Genomic DNA, 14,829 nt, shown 5'->3' with positions numbered 1-14,829 from the left:
TAGTTACAAATAATACCGCTTCCAAAGTTAGCAGGCTTACTACTAGCGCTTTTTAAACCGATCAACAGAAGATAAACAAGGAATTAGGTTACTAATCGCGCACACAATAAAAAAAGCACTTGCACCTTTTAAAACATCACTATACTATACGCGCACTCCAAACGAGACGGGCTTTAAAGGCTTGGTTTGAAGTAGCAAATCTAACGCATACATTAGTAGCGATTAGTTGCCCGAATAGCTCAGTCGGTAGAGCAGAGGATTGAAAATCCTCGTGTCCCTGGTTCGATTCCGGGTTCGGGCACCAACATTTTTTAATGAGTCATTTAGCATTAGCGAATCACTTGTTAGACAAATAAGCCGGCATAGCTCAGTTGGTAGAGCAACTGACTTGTAATCAGTAGGTCCCGAGTTCGACTCTTGGTGCCGGCACCATAAAAACAAAAAAGCCACTCACTGAGTGGCTTTTTTGTATCTGCAATTTACTCGTACCTAGTCTCTTTTTTATAAACCAATGACGGCATAAATGCCGACCTACAGAGATCTTATCTTTTCGCCTGTGCTCTTCCGGCTTTTCCATCTGAGCTTTTTTCGGCTTCTACCCGGCTCTTATCTGGCCTTTACCGTCTTAGCACTTACTAGCTATCCATTACCTTTTTTAAAACCAATGACGCCATAACTGCCGACCTACAGAACTCTTATCTTTTCGCCATTGCTCTTCCGTCTTTTCCATCTGAGCTTTTCTCGGCTTCTACCCAGCTCTTATCCGGCCTTTACCGTCTTAGCACTTACTAGCTATCCATTACCTTTTTAAGACCAATGACGGCATAAATGCCGACCTACAGAGATCTTATCTTTTCCATCTTCGCTTTTTCCGGCTTCTCCCCGACTCTTATCCGGCCTTTACCGTCTTAGCTTTTCTCTATTTATCATGACTAAAAACAAAAAAGGAGCCCTTAGGCTCCTTTATAACTGCTCCAATCAAAATAGAGCTTGTGTCGAGTATTTACCAGCTACGCATCTTATGGCCTTTTAGCGCATAAAACAGGATGAACAGATAACAAGGCAGACCGACCCAATAAGCAACCTGAGTATTGTCAGCAAAATAGGCTACCTTACCAAAAATTAGCGGCAGTATTGCGCCACCCGAGATCCCCATGATCAGCAGTGCCGAGCCTTGAGCCGTATACTTACCTAGGCCCTCTAGTGCTAGAGGCCAAATTGAAGGCCAGACTAGTGCATGTGCCAATCCCATTAACGCGACAAAGGTGACGGTGTTAGGGATCACAGGAATACCACTCCAGCCCCAAAGGATATCGGCCATCAGTGTGCTTTCACGCGAACCTAGCGCCGCACCGACAATACAGAGGATCCCAGCGATTGCAGAGCCAAGCAAAGCTTTCTCTTGGCTAATGAACTTAGGAATACAGGTCACACCAATAATGTAGCCAAATACCATAAACACCATGGTGTAAGACGTTAGTGAGGCAAAGTTATGAACCCCTAAGCTTTCACCGTACAAACCAATAGTGTCACCGGCAATCACTTCCACACCGACATAGGCAAACAAGGCGACTGCGCCAAGGATCACCTGAGGGAAATGAGTAATGCTGCCTTTTTCTTGATGATCTTCTGCCGCTTCAAACTCAAGCTCTGGAAGCGATGAGAACTTGACTAAACCAATTAGGAAAGTCAGCGCCACAGCCATATAGATGTATGGCATAACCAATCTTGAAGATAACTCACTAATTTGTGCTAGGCGGTCAGCCTCACTCAATGCCGCTAAGTGATCTGCGGTGAAGTTTTCAAAGCCTGACAGCACTAATGCAGTAAACAAGATTGGCACGATAACGCCCGCACCTTTATTGATAAGCCCCATGATACTAATTCGCATCGCGGCACTTTCTTTAGGGCCGATATGCACTACATAAGGATTTGATGCGGTTTGCAAAATGGTCAAGCCCGTACCTAATACAAACAGAGCACCAAGGAATAGGGTAAAGTTTGCGCTCTGCGCCGCTGGGATAAACAGTAATGAGCCGACAACCATAATAGCCAAACCAATAGCCATACCGTTTTTGTAGCCAGTTTTTTTAAGTATCGATGACATCGGCAGAGCCATCACGGTATAAGCAATGTAAAAAGCAAACGTCACAAACAAGGCTTGGAATTCATTAAGCTCACAGATGATTTTAAGAAAAGGGATTAGCGAGCCGTTAAGCCAAGTCACAAATCCGAAGATAAAAAATAACACACCGATAATGGTCATAGGCAGTAAACTGCTCTTAGGGCTAGCTTGAGCCTGAGTCGTTGCTGTCATGTATTAAACCTGCTTCTTATAGTAATTAATTTTATGATACCAGATTAAACTGCTACCCCATCCTTCATTGTTACCGCTTTACCTAAGCAGCTTATCATCTGCTTATATTCTCAACTTTGACTTTAAATTTTAGACTCGTACAAAGCCTAATGTTTCACCGATGTTAAAACATTACGACCAAAAAGACAACGCTGTCATTTATACTCAAATAGCTAATTTGAACCTATTACCTCTCCCCTAGCCGCCTTCGGCTAAAAGAGCTTAATCAAGGCTGAGTATTAATAGCTTAAACCTTAATGAAGATGTTTCGCTTATACATCCAGTAAAGCACCAGCCACTGCACCAACAGTAGAGTGATAACACCAGCTAGTGCCTGAGCATTATTAGGCAGGCCTGAGATCAGTTGGCCAAATAAACTTTGCGCGGTGTATTTCCAATTTACGATACTGCTCGCAATGTAGATAACAATGGAGTTGCAGCCGATAACCGTAAAGAAAAAGGCCCATTTCTGCACCTTGACCACATCAATAACGGCGTAAAACAAGGCTAAGAAGAGTATGCTCCAGCCTGAGCTCACTAGGGTAAAGCTGCTGGTCCACAGAGTTTTATTCACTGGGATAAGAGGAGAAATAAGCCAGCCCAGCGCAACTAAGGCTACACCCGATGCGGCTAATACCGCCAGCTTAAACCACTCACCTTTAACGTGTGGCTTGACGATAAAGTGCCCGACAAAGACACCAAACAAGCCATTGACGACGGCGGGAATGGTCGAGAGTATTCCCTCGGGATCGACGGCAGCGTTCTGATAAGTTATGCCTGGCAATATCAGGCTATCGACGGCGGCGTTAATTGAGCCTGTTTGACTAAAGGCGCCGCTGCTATCTAATGTCATCATAGGGAAGGCTTGCAGCAAGGCGTAACCGACTAATACGACAATAGCAGTCACTATCTGAGTTTTTAAACTGGTGTGCCAAACCAAAAGTGCACAGAAAAACCATGCGAAGGCAATTCTACCCAGTACGCTAGCATAGCGAATATCACCGACAGCAAACGATGCTCCGGTGCCCCAACCATGGTTATAGATAACGCCAAAAAGCAGTAATAGGAACAGTCGCTTTATTGCATGTTTGTATAGTGGCAAGCGCGGAGGCAGGGGTAACTTGTCCAGTCGTTTCGGTGATAAGCCTAGCGCGACGCCTGAGAGGAAGATGAACAGCGGGAAAATCAAATCGTAGAAAGTAAAACCATTCCAAACACTGTGATGCATCTGTCCATCAAACCACTTAAAGCCAGCCCAACCAGTCAGTACTAATAACGCTGCAAAAATGGCCTCGCCGCCTAAGATCCAGAACATATCAAAGCCACGCAAAGCATCTAAAGACTTAAGCCTAGGCTTTGCTTCAGACTTGGCAATCGATTGAGTCTGTAATTTTAAGTGTGACTCGATAAGACTTGATTGGGGTTTAGTTATTATTGTTGTCATTTAAACAGCCCTTTTCTACCACTTTTCACGCACTGACTATAAAGCAAAGTCTCCGGTGTTTTTCAAGTTACTATTCACTACAGAGACTTTGATTGGAACCGATGAGCTCAACTGATGACTAGCGCTTAAAAGCGAGCTCACCAGCAATAAAGGTTTGCTCAACACCAAAGTTATTATCCAGAAGCACCATATCGGCTCGCCCGCCAACTTGCAGCGATCCCATCTTGTCACTTAACCCTAGAAACTGGGCGGGATACAGAGATGCCATTCGCAGTGCTTCAGCAGGTTCAAGCCCCAACATCTTGACCGTATTCGCCACAGCCCCAGCCATATCGAGCACGCAACCCGCTAGCTCACCAGTTACCGCATTAAGCCTATCGCCTACTCGCTGCACCTGAGTACCAAATAGCTCGAAGCTGACCTCTTCATCCAGCCCTACAGGCGGCATGGCATCGGTAACTAACATCACCTTGCCTTTAGGCTTGGCATTGATTGCCACTCTTGCCGAAGCGGGATGCACATGGTGACCATCAACAATCAAGCCACACCAAGCATCTTGACTCTCTAGCGCCGCACCAACCATGCCAGGGTTTCTAGAGTCCAGTGCTGACATGGCATTATATAGATGGGTAAAGCCTGTAGCGCCGGCTGCGAGTGCTCTTTTAACCGTATCGTAATCGGCATTCGAGTGGCCTAAACAGACTTTAACACCAGCTTTGACTAAGGCCTCTATCACCTCAGGTGAGACATTCTCTGGCGCAAGCGTTACCACTTTAATGCCTAAGTCTTGGCGACCAAAGACTTCAAGCTCAGCATCTGAAATACGCCTGATATGTGGCTGCGGGTGCACCCCTTTTTTAGGCACACTTAAGTGCGGCCCTTCAAAATGAACACCGACAACTCCTGCACTATTTAATTTTACCGCCTCAGCGACCGCATCAGCGGCCTGACGCATAACACTGACATCATCGGTAATTAGCGTCGGCAAATAAGCCGTAGTGCCAAATTTGGCATGAGCTTGGCCAATGGTTTCGATGCCTTTTAAACTCGCAGAGGCATTAAATAACACCCCTCCACCGCCATTAACTTGTACATCAATAAAGCCAGGTGCAATAAGGCCATTTAAGCGTGACTCTTCAGCCCCTTTCGAGGTGTCAAAAGCTAAGATGTGACCATCTTCAAAGGTGATAGGTAAGTCAGTATGGAATCGAGTTCCATCAAACACGCGATCTGCAATTATCGTCTGCTTCATTTTATTCTCACTTACTCAAGTGTGGCGGAGTATATTGGGTATCAACTTTTCGTCTATTTGCTATGTATGCAGCACTTAAGCGCTAACATGTTGTTGCTGAGCATAAAATGCTGCGCCCCACTCTGGTGGCTGTAAAGTGGGGGAAAGTTCGTTTAAGACATCTTCATCTAACCAAGACGCTAGAGGCTCAGCTAGCCCACCTATCATAGAAAATCGTGGTGGATTAAGCTCAAATAATTTTCTGGCAAGCTCGCTAATATAACTTGCGCCTTCACGAACAATATCCAGCGCGACACCATCGTTTTGCGCCGCGCATTCAAACACGATTCTAGCAAGCTTGGCGTAGGTACTCGATGACTGCCCTGCGAGGTTTTCAACAATGCCTAATGCACAATTAACCTCAAAGTAATCATATAGTCGCTGAGTTAATAAGGTTTTCTCACCAAAACCATCTAAATCTAACAATGCGCTCTCACTCGCCTTAAGTCCAAGCCAAGCACCACTTCCCTTATCACCTAAGGCAAAGCCGTGGCCGCCTAAGAACAGCTCTTTTTCTGCTACACGAGCGTAACCACAAGAGCCTGTACCGGTGATAATAACCGCCCCATCTTGACCTTGATGCGCTCCAATGCAGGCTGTATGTAAGTCGGTAGTCAAATACATACTGGCAAACGGATGCTGCCAAGTTGCAATATCTTGATAAAGCCGAGGCACATTAACGCCCGCTAAACCGAGGCCCGCGATTAATCGCTTGCTATCAGCAGGAGTAAGACCCGCATCAGTCAGTGCCAATTGAGTAGACTCTTCAATTGATTGAAATGTTTGGGCTAAACCATGAAGTGGATTGGCGCGTCCTGCGACACCCGTACCTAAAATGCGATAATCATGAGTGTAAATTGTTGCACGGCACTTACTGCCGCCACCATCGATTCCAATGTATAGGGACTCTTGTTTCATCTGGCTCATGCCCATGACAGACCTCTTTATTGTTCTCATTCTTTTAGCGCAGAATGGAGCTGGGCTTTATATACGCATAACGCGAATAACACCCACCAAGTTAACTTTATGTTACAACAGTAATGACAGCGTTGTCATTTGTTTTTTTAAACTTGCTCATTAAAAGCAAAAAAAACGTAGCAATGCCTTTAGCACTGCTACGTTCAAGCTTAACGGCTTCTTACATGTACAACTAACACACCTATTAAGCAATTGTTAATTAACAACTAAAATGCGCCCTTTACGCTTGCCATCAGCCGCAATCACACGCACCTCAACAGGCGCGGTAACCGTTACGCCATCGGAATATGCCTGCCACTGTCCTTTAGCATCACGGTATTCAATGCTAAGTCCTGGGAAAATAACATTGGCAAACAATTTACCGTCATTTATGACAGCACCGGGTGTCGGTACTCGATAGGCAATACCTGCTTTATCTAGCTTTAATAGCTCTTTAGCACCTAAGGTGTTTGCCACGCGGTGCCAATCTTTGGCTTGTGCTTGACGCATCTCTTTCGTGAAATAACCACTTTGCTGATTATAAACCGCACCTTGGTATTGATATGGCACTTCCCACTCTGGCTTGTGCCATGCACGCTCTGCTAGCATCATCAGACGAGGAAACATCATGTATTCAGCCACATCATCACTGCGCACTGTTTCGCTCCATAGTTGGCCTTGAATACCTGCAAAACGAATCGATGCTTTTAGTGGCCCACTAATGATTTTACCCGCTTCATCTTTTTTTAGCATATCGTCGGCTTCAAACGGCAGCGCTTCGATATCAGTCCATTGCTCGGCGTTTGCTGGTAAGTTACCCGCCATAAAGCTGTGGATTTTTTGCGAATTGGTATTACGGCTCGCCCAGTAATAGCCGTGCTCTTTTGGATCGGCCTCATAGGGAAAGTCAAAATAGAGGACTTCAGGCTGGCCTAATACCGCTTGCCAATTAAGATTAGCCTGAGTATGGGCGCGTTTATGTCCACCATGAGCAACCACGTCCCAAATATTTGATTGCACCTGCTTGGGCATATTTTCAGGGCGAGTATGGCTCATGCCATCGCTCCACCCTGCCGCTTCAATACCTTTGGCCGCTAATAACTTAGACGTTCTCTCGATAAAGTAGGCGCCAAGATCTTGCATATTTGTCACGCCTTTATCGTTATTGGCGATAAAGGCCTTACATACAGGCGACTCTAACCAAGCCCCAGCGGTTTCATCGGCGCCGATATGATAAAGATTAAGCGGCACACCCGCTTGTTGGTGCATCTTAGCAATTTCATCGATAACCTTATCGATAAAGGTAAAGGTCGACTCCATACACACATTCAAGGTGTTATCGTTATAGTACTGAATCGATGAATAAACCGTTTTATCTTGGCTATCTGATAACAGGTATTCATTTGCTTCTGCAGCTTTATCCTGCGCCATTAGCTTACGATACCTCGCTTCCATCGACTTGATTGCCGCGCGGGAATGCCCCGGCATATCCATCGATGGGATCACCTGTATTTGTCTCGCTGCCGCATACTGTAAGATCTCGATATAATCGGCTTTGCTATAGTAACCATTGACCTTAGTATTGCTAAAGGGACCACTTCCTAACTGAGGTAGTAGACAGGTATCTTCATTAAGATCATGACAGCGCTTGCTACCGACTTCTGTTAGCTCAGGTAAGTCTGCTATCTCTAAACGCCAACCTTCATCATCCGCCATATGCAGATGTAACTTATTGAGCTTATAGGCCGCCATCTGATCTAATAGATCTAAAACTAGCTGCTTGCTATGGAAGTTGCGCGATACATCGATATGCATTCCTCGAAAATCATAGCGCGGCGCATCTTCCACCAGCAGCGGATTAACGGTTAATGTATCAACATCAACCAATGCTGCCAGTGAGGCTAAACCATAGGAGAAGCCCGCATCATCTGCGGCAAAAACTTTAATCCCATTGCTTGAGATATCAAGACGATACTCGCCCTTTGCGCTAGGAGCGGTTAAGGGTAATAGTGCAGTGCTAATTCCACGACCAATCTCAGCATCACTTTGCCCAACACCAATACGTGCTAAACGCTGCAGCGCGGCATCAACGGCCTCTAGACTGACATCATTAAGCTCAAGCTTTAGCCCATCTTTTAGTGATACAGGTTTCGCATCTATTTTCAATGAAACCTTTGATGGTGTTGGTAAAATCGTATTCTCTGCTAAGCTGGCATCTACAGGCGTGTTGAGATTATTACGATATAATACCTCAGTAGTTGCCCACTCAAGCTTATCGGTTTCACGGCGTTTATATTGGGTATCGCTGTCGGTAAAAGCACTGACATAGGGGCGTACTTCCATGCCAGTTTCCGAGTCAACTGCTACCTGAGTACTGCCAATGATGACGGGTTCTAGATCATCGGCAACGATATAGTAGTTAGGCATGGCATCTGTTTCAGATAACTGCCACAGCTCACCGCGAAATTGAATCGTTTTAGTTTGGCCCTTTTTAATACCACTAAAGCCCGCTGCCGGAGCTATTTTGTGTAGATCGCCTTGAATACGAGTGATAGTGAACTCATCACCCACGATGCTTTGAATTGGGCGCATTTGCGAGTAGTAGATAGCCCAATCTTTATTGTCTATATCGACTTGAGAAGTCAGGTCTATTTCAGCCAAGAAACAGCGGCCATCTACCGTATTTTGGTCACAATGGCCATCGGGAACGTTAGTCACCACGCGATAGCTAATATCGAGCGTCTCGCCAATTTGGTTCAATGAAGCTTGAGTAAAGTCAGAGCCGTTTACAGGCTGACTAACAAGTGTGCTTTGCTCAGTGGGGGAGATAACGCTAGCAGTCTCTTCAGATTCATTCTGCTTAGAACAAGCACCAACAGACAACGCGAGTGCTACCGCTGAAACTATCACTTTAATCTTCATTACATTCCCTATGATTTCTATTGTTATTTAAAGGTGAAATGCTCAAGCTCTGCCTCGTTATTCCCCCCCTGATGGAAATTAACGAGAACTCGTTATTACTTAGGTAATTACTTAGGTTCTAACATGCTTGTCTCTCAATGTGCAGTCTAGGACGCTCCTATTGTTGCCAGATAAAAAAATGGCCGAGTACACATAAAGTACTCGGCCCACGCTAGTTTCTGGGGAGAGACTATATAGGAGTAACAAACATAATTGTTTGTCAAAACATGAGCGGGGAGACCTCTTCCCAGCCATGAATACCTTACAAACAAGCTGTCACACAAGCAGATGACAACGCTGTCATGTAGAATATACACATAATCGTACAAAACAACTACATTTATCTGACATTTAGCGGTGATTGATATTCGCCCCCTTCCAATGACGACTCTTATCGAAGCAACCTGTTGGTGGATATATGCCTAAAAACAAAAGGTTACACTATATCAAACTAGATAAACCCGACTACCGAGTAAGCTAAGGCACAGCGCTCCAGATCAGGAAAACTATTACGTCTAGGGTTTAATTGACAACGTTGTCACTTAGAAGTATACCTATTCACAACAAAACCAACACAACAAGACGTACAACAAGACGTACAACAAGAACAACCAGACGCGCAGCACTCAGGTGTTAGCCTTCTCATTGCTTTAACGCTCAAGGACCCAATAACAATGAATAATAATATCGTCCCACTTAACTCTGATACCCACCTTGAAATGTGCGTTAGCGAGTCTCAGGACTACCGCCGCTTCGCCGAACAGCAGCTTATTCCGGTTGTGTTCCACGAGTTCCATCAATTAGCGACCGAGTTTCCATTGGTGTTTGTTAAGAACAGCGAAACAGGACAGTTTATTCCTATCGCCATGATGGGAGTTAAAAACGGGCTAAACCTCTACTGCCAAACAGGTGAGTGGCCTGCAATGATAAAGCCTCGAGGCTTTAGTAATGCGCCCTTATCTTTAGTTAAAACCAGCAAAGAAAGTGATAACGTGCTTATCTGCATCGATACCGAGAGCCCGTTAGTGACTGAGGCCGGCGAGAATTCACAACGCTTATTTGACGATAATAAAGAACAGAGTGAGTACCTTAAAAAACGAACTCAAGCACTATTAGATATCGCCGCTTTTAATGAACAGACAGACAAAATTTGTCAGCTGTTAGCGTCCAAGAGTTTGTTCACGGCAAAACAGCTAACGATAAAGCTAGCCGAAAGTCAGCAGCCTATTAATATCGACGGCATTTACGTGATTGATGAGCAGGCACTAAATCAGCTGAGTAATGAAGAGTTCTTATCTTTTAAAGATAATGGCCTGTTGCCACTAATCTATGCGCACCTTCTATCACTGCAGCAGATCCCTCGCCTTATTGAAAAACAAAACCACTACGATTTGACTCGTTAAGCCCTTAAATATTGAGTCAAGTTCGCTATCATGGGACTTGGCTCATAACCGTAATTCACTATAGCTTTTGTAAACCGTAACGCTTTATTTTCTCCAGCAAGTCTCTATGCTGTGGCAGCTCGGTAACAAGGTGTGTGGCCAAAGTATTTAACCTCTGCTGTAAAACGTTGCTGTCTGCGCATCGCTGTTCGCAACAAACCTTACCCTTAGGTGTATGCTCCATACCATATAGAACATAGAGGTAATTCTCTAAGTCAAAGACCTCAAACTTGCTAAAGAAGTCCTCCCGACTCGGTACAAAATCTTGCCACATTGCCAAACGGTTTTTTAGCTCATCTGACATAGTTGCTGGATCGCGGTTATCCACCCAAAATGGTGAGTCATCGCGATCTGACAGGCAGTAATGCAGCTTGATAAAGTCGACGACTCGCTCCCATGCGTAGTTCATGACGTGATTAAAACGCTGCTGTATTCTAGGAAGCTGTAAAGTAGAAGTAGGGAAACGCTGTGCTAACAATCCGGCGGAAAAATCCGTTAAAAGAATCGAAGTGGCCTCTAAGGGCTCCAAAAAGCCTTGTGCTAAACCGAGAACTACGCAGTTTTTCTCCCAAGAGCGTTCGCGATAGCCAACTGTCATAGGGATAACTCGGTGTTGATGAGCAACAAGCTTTCCGCCTAGATATTTATTCAATTTATTAATTGCCGTCTCATCATCCATATACTTAGAGGAATAGACAAAGCCCACGCCACGGCGGTTACTCAAAGCAATATCCCAAATCCAGCCGGCCTGATGGGCGGTCGAGATGGTAAAGGGAGGAATAATATCATCACCCGCAGTAGGAACTTGAACAACAACCGCCTTATCGACAAACAGCTGTTCAGCCTTATTAACAAAAGGAACTTTGAGCGCCTTATCTATCAATAATGAAGCAAAGCCAGTGCAATCGATATAGAAGTCAAAATCTAATGTACCTGCGCTATCTGTAACTAGCGATTTTATCTCTCCGCCTTGTCCAAGAATAACCTCCTGCACAGTCGCGCGAATATGCTCCACCCTAAAACGCTCTTTAGCATTCTCACCGAGTAATTCGGCAAACTTAGCCGCATTAAGGTGGTAGGCATAACCAAGCTTTCCCGCATATTCCGGATCGCTTATATTCTTTGGCGCCCTAAAAGCCCCACACACTGCATGCTGCGGCGATACGGAGCCTGCGTAGCGGCTCTCTTTCTTCGATAGCCAGCGTTCGGTTAACTCCTCCATCACAGAACCCGGCATATCGAATAGGTGATGATAAAAATTATCTTGCCCATGTTTATGCTTGTCGAGCCAATTAACGAACTTTATCGACTGTTTAAAAGTCACATCACAGCGACGAATAAGTTCAGTCTCACTTATACCAAAGCTTTTAAGCGACTGACGTATAGCGGGCACAGTGCCCTCTCCGACCCCAATGGTTGGGATATCTGGAGATTCGATTAACGTGATTGATAGCTGCTCATTGTTAAGCAGCGCTTTACCTAGATGGTTGGCCGCTAGCCAGCCCGCAGTACCGCCCCCTACAATCGCAACTCTTTTAATATCCATCATTACCTCCAGTAAACAGTAAGATCTAGCACTTACCTGCCTTAATTTTATTTCCCGAAAAGGGCCACTGAGTTTAATTAGCGTTAACTGATTTTATATTTTCAATAAAAAGCCCAGCAAATGCTGGGCTTTTAGGTTACGACTATATTTTATTGACTAGAAGCGGAATGCTACACCAACCTTGTAGCGAGCTTCGCCTTCAAAGCTCCACACTGGGTAGTCAGCCTTAAACTCAGAGATAACATCAGGGTTATCTGCTGCAGCTACACCCGTTTGAACGCTATCTTCTTCTGTCAGGTTAACAGCTTCGAAAGTCACGTCCATCCACTCTGTTACGCTGTATGATGCACTTAAATCAAGTGTGCCATAGTCTTCGTGCTGACGGTTGCCGTAGAAACCTGGCAGCTCACGCATCATGTACTCACTGCGCCAGTTATAGGCAAGACGTGCGGAGAATGAGTCCATCTCATAGAAACCGACTAAGTTAACTGTGTGCTTAGATGAATCAGAGAACACACCCACATGGTCTGGGTAGTTTTCTGATGGAGATGCAGCATCAGCAAAAGTATAGTTCGCCGAGTAGCCTAGACCATTATCGAAAGAGTCCTGAAGTTGTAGTTCAACACCTTCGATGCGACCACCTTCAGCATTGTACTTCTCACTCACTGTCCAGCAATCGTAAACTCCATCACCGCAAGTGCTGCCACCTTGAGCTATCAAATCATTATCTTCGATTCCAATCTGCTGGTTAAGCTTCTGGCGAGTAGAGATAAACGAATTAACATCTTTAATGAAGTAGGTAATTGCAGCTAGACCTTCACCACCAAAGTACCACTCAAGACTCACATCCGCTTGAGTGGCTTTAAATGGGTCAAGTGAGACAGAACCACGATTTAACTTTTCGTTACCAGGCGTTCCGTCATTAAGACCTGGCAGTGTCGATGTCGCAAACAACTCAGAGTAGTTAGGGCGTGACATCACCTGAGCGGCGGTTGTACGTAAAATTAAATCTGAGGTTAAATCAAAGGCAATGTTAATGCTTGGTAATACATCACTGTAGCTGGCTTTATCAGTACTGAGGTTATCTGCAAACTCGCCGGTATTACTTAATGCATAATAATCAGACTTAACATCGCTAGACACATAGCGTAGACCGACGTTACCGCGAATACCTTCAGACTGGAACGTTGCCATGGCGTACATAGAGAAGTTTTTCTCATTCAATGTACCGTAACCCGACTTATCACGCTCAAAACCGGTAATAGCGGCATTCGCATCGTTGATCATTGCATCAAAGTTGGGTTTTGGCAGAGTAAAGCCCGCACCTGATGAGATGGTGCCATCGTAATAATATGATGCATCACGCACTGCAATGTCACCGACAGTTGCAATATCAGTTTGCTGAGTTACATCATGATCAGCATAACGAACGCCGGTCTTAAATGAGGTAATCGCACCTAACTCTACAGGGATTGTGAAGTTTAAATCGGCATAGGTTTCTTCATCGCTGTTTGGCTGCTTCTTCAATGCCCATGCGGCTGTAGACAGGTCGCCATTAAAATCACCAGCATCAAAGTCTTTATTGGCAATATCGATATTAATAATTTTACCAGTCGCATCATAATGACCAGCAAAATCACCAGGTTGGCCGATAGAGCCACCGTAGTTAGAGGTTAAGCTAGTACCACCATCTGATTTAGTGTTACCAACGCGGCCATCAACAGTAAAGTTGTCTGCTTCATAGTTGAAATCAAAATCAATGGTATCTGAAGTCATTTTTGCTTTACGCGCCCAGGTTTGAGCCCATGCAAATCCACCTTCACCAGTATGGGTAATATCAGTACAGACGCCGGCGGCATTTGTTTGATTACAAGTATTTTCGCCTTGCTGAGTAGGGAATAGGAAGATAGAGGTATTGGCATTATTTGCTTTCATCTCTAAGCCGGTATAAGTCACACCAAACTCTAGCGCATCGGTTGGACGATACTGCGCAGCCACATTGATGGCGGTACGCTTACGATCTTGTTGGAACGTTGTCGGAACTATCTCACCCCAACCAAGCAGAGTCTCAATACCGTTGCGTTGGTAATCAGTTTCAGAGCCCGCTGCAGAGACTAATATACCGAAGTTTTCGTTATCGTTTTTCCAGCTATAAAGACCTGAAAGCTCAGGGTCGGTACTCTCAGAAATCGTACCGTAATCGCCTTTTGCACTAACAAAAACAGTATTTGCATCAAGATCCAGTGGTTTACGAGTTTTAACGATTACCGTACCACCAATACCACCTTCTGGAAGGTCTGCTTGGGATGACTTGTAAACCTCAATACCACTTACCATCTCAGGCGGTAGTAGTGAATAGTTAAAGCTACGGTCAATAGCTTGCTGATCGAACCAACCTGTTGATGCAACAGCGTGGCCATTTAATAAGGTACGGGTTAGCTGGCTCGATGCGCCACGAATGGAAACTTGTTGACCTTGGCCAAACTGACGGTTAACGGTAACGCCAGGGATTCGAGCGAGTGACTCACCCACATCGCCATCGGGAAACTTACCAATATCTTCAGCCGTTATTGCATCAACAACTGAATCCGAAAATCTTTTTTCATTGATTGACGCTTTCATTGAGGCGCGCATACCGCGAACTTCAATTTTCTCAATGTTTTCGTCTGCCGCTGCGGTTTTCGCATCAGCCTCCGCTGCCATAGCAGAAACTGACATTGCTCCACTCATCAGCAGCGCGATATTTGTAGCTAGTACACTTTTCTTAAAGGTAGATGGTCGCATCTCGTTTCCCTTCCATAACTTATTATCTTTTTTTTATTTCCATAACCA

General features: G+C 45.0%; 8 protein-coding genes and 2 tRNA genes. 3 read left to right on the top strand and 7 right to left on the bottom strand.

Annotated features, from left to right (window positions below; all coding sequences use genetic code 11):
* Positions 1-228 precede the first annotated feature (228 nt).
* Together SHAL_RS05855 and SHAL_RS05850 are read left to right on the top strand one after the other, a co-directional pair.
* Positions 229-304: transfer RNA gene (locus SHAL_RS05855), tRNA-Phe, on the top strand.
* 52 nt (positions 305-356) lie between these two features.
* Positions 357-432, top strand: a tRNA-Thr gene (locus SHAL_RS05850).
* Positions 433-1,003: 571 nt separating this feature from the next.
* Here SHAL_RS05850 and SHAL_RS05845 read toward each other — a convergent pair.
* From SHAL_RS05845 to SHAL_RS05825, 5 genes are all read right to left on the bottom strand, one after another.
* Entirely contained in the window at positions 1,004-2,317 is a 1,314-nt protein-coding gene (locus tag SHAL_RS05845; RefSeq protein ID WP_012276264.1) for a sugar MFS transporter, read from the bottom strand.
* 286 nt (positions 2,318-2,603) lie between these two features.
* Positions 2,604-3,800: a transmembrane glucosamine N-acetyltransferase NagX gene (nagX, locus tag SHAL_RS05840; RefSeq protein WP_012276263.1), complete on the bottom strand. Its 1,197-nt coding sequence runs from the start codon at positions 3,798-3,800 to the stop codon at positions 2,604-2,606.
* Between the two features lie 118 nt (positions 3,801-3,918).
* Entirely contained in the window at positions 3,919-5,052 is a 1,134-nt protein-coding gene (nagA, locus tag SHAL_RS05835) for an N-acetylglucosamine-6-phosphate deacetylase (RefSeq protein WP_012276262.1), read from the bottom strand.
* A gap of 75 nt (positions 5,053-5,127) precedes the next feature.
* Positions 5,128-6,024: an N-acetylglucosamine kinase gene (gene nagK / locus SHAL_RS05830; protein ID WP_012276261.1), complete on the bottom strand. Its 897-nt coding sequence runs from the start codon at positions 6,022-6,024 to the stop codon at positions 5,128-5,130.
* A gap of 240 nt (positions 6,025-6,264) precedes the next feature.
* Entirely contained in the window at positions 6,265-8,970 is a 2,706-nt protein-coding gene (locus SHAL_RS05825; RefSeq protein WP_012276260.1) for a beta-N-acetylhexosaminidase, read from the bottom strand.
* Between the two features lie 713 nt (positions 8,971-9,683).
* Between SHAL_RS05825 and SHAL_RS05820 the strand changes: the two genes are divergently transcribed.
* The gene (locus SHAL_RS05820) at positions 9,684-10,412 is read left to right on the top strand and encodes a SapC family protein (RefSeq protein WP_012276259.1); all 729 of its coding nucleotides are present in this window, start codon (positions 9,684-9,686) and stop codon (positions 10,410-10,412) included.
* Positions 10,413-10,470: 58 nt separating this feature from the next.
* Here SHAL_RS05820 and SHAL_RS05815 read toward each other — a convergent pair whose 3' ends face one another.
* The gene (locus SHAL_RS05815; protein WP_012276258.1) at positions 10,471-11,997 is read right to left on the bottom strand and encodes a tryptophan halogenase family protein; all 1,527 of its coding nucleotides are present in this window, start codon (positions 11,995-11,997) and stop codon (positions 10,471-10,473) included.
* Positions 11,998-12,153: 156 nt separating this feature from the next.
* Positions 12,154-14,781 carry a TonB-dependent receptor gene (locus SHAL_RS05810; protein ID WP_012276257.1) on the bottom strand — a complete coding sequence of 876 codons (2,628 nt, stop codon included), beginning with the start codon at positions 14,779-14,781 and terminating at the stop codon, positions 12,154-12,156.
* Between the last annotated feature and the right edge of the window lie 48 nt (positions 14,782-14,829).

The sequence above is a fragment of the Shewanella halifaxensis HAW-EB4 genome, from assembly GCF_000019185.1.
GTDB classification, from domain to species: domain Bacteria; phylum Pseudomonadota; class Gammaproteobacteria; order Enterobacterales; family Shewanellaceae; genus Shewanella; species Shewanella halifaxensis.
Note: the sequence above shows the minus strand (reverse complement) of the source record. Positions and strands in the feature narration are given on the sequence as shown.

Excerpts from the sequence above, each read along its gene's own strand:
- SHAL_RS05810 (WP_012276257.1), bottom strand. The coding sequence starts at position 14,781 with ATGCGACCATCTACCTTTAAGAAAAGTGTACTAGCTACAAATATCGCG.
- SHAL_RS05845 (WP_012276264.1), bottom strand. The coding sequence starts at position 2,317 with ATGACAGCAACGACTCAGGCTCAAGCTAGCCCTAAGAGCAGTTTACTG.
- nagK (WP_012276261.1), bottom strand. The coding sequence starts at position 6,024 with ATGGGCATGAGCCAGATGAAACAAGAGTCCCTATACATTGGAATCGAT.
- nagX (WP_012276263.1), bottom strand. The coding sequence starts at position 3,800 with ATGACAACAATAATAACTAAACCCCAATCAAGTCTTATCGAGTCACAC.
- SHAL_RS05820 (WP_012276259.1), top strand. The coding sequence starts at position 9,684 with ATGAATAATAATATCGTCCCACTTAACTCTGATACCCACCTTGAAATG.
- SHAL_RS05815 (WP_012276258.1), bottom strand. The coding sequence starts at position 11,997 with ATGGATATTAAAAGAGTTGCGATTGTAGGGGGCGGTACTGCGGGCTGG.
- SHAL_RS05825 (WP_012276260.1), bottom strand. The coding sequence starts at position 8,970 with ATGAAGATTAAAGTGATAGTTTCAGCGGTAGCACTCGCGTTGTCTGTT.
- nagA (WP_012276262.1), bottom strand. The coding sequence starts at position 5,052 with ATGAAGCAGACGATAATTGCAGATCGCGTGTTTGATGGAACTCGATTC.